Here is a 527-nt window from a genome sequence, read left to right as displayed (position 1 = left end):
GCTGAAAACGAGTTCTGGCTGGACGCATCGTGCAGGAGAACGCTCTCTTTTGTCCGAAGGACGTAGTCAAATACAGATTTCGGTAGATCTGCGGCCGTGACGCGCGCCTGTTTCAGCACCACGTTCACATCGTCACTGCTGGTTGTGGCCTCTGCTTCGATTTGATATTTGTCGCCTCGCGGAAGAATCAAAAGACCTCGATCGGCGCCCGCGTGTTCGATTGCCGAACTCATAAGCGTGTTGATCAACTTCTCGAAAACGATCTCGCCTGACACCGCTTCCGAGACTCTGATTACGGTAGCCAAATCGAGCTGCTCGACGGGTGTCACTATCGTCGCCGTGGAATCCACAATCGACTTGTCCACTTTGAGGTGCGGGTAAAGCTCCTCGAGTTGGCGGACCTTTGCGTCGGCTCCCCAGCGCAGGTAGCAGGCCCGCGCGGCCCGCAAATAGGTCGCCGCGATCTTCTCGTAACCGCGCTCTGCGTAGAAACGGCCGGCAATCTCATTGGCAATTGCCTGGTTGTG

The 527-nt window shown here is 56.4% G+C and carries 1 pseudogene; it reads right to left on the bottom strand.

The features are described from left to right. Positions 1–527: pseudogene (locus SO156_RS45900) on the bottom strand (protein kinase); the annotation flags it as partial.

It is taken from the genome of Bradyrhizobium sp. UFLA05-125, from assembly GCF_059803515.1.
The sequence above is the reverse complement of the archived record's forward strand: the minus strand, read 5'-3'. Positions and strand labels throughout refer to the sequence as shown.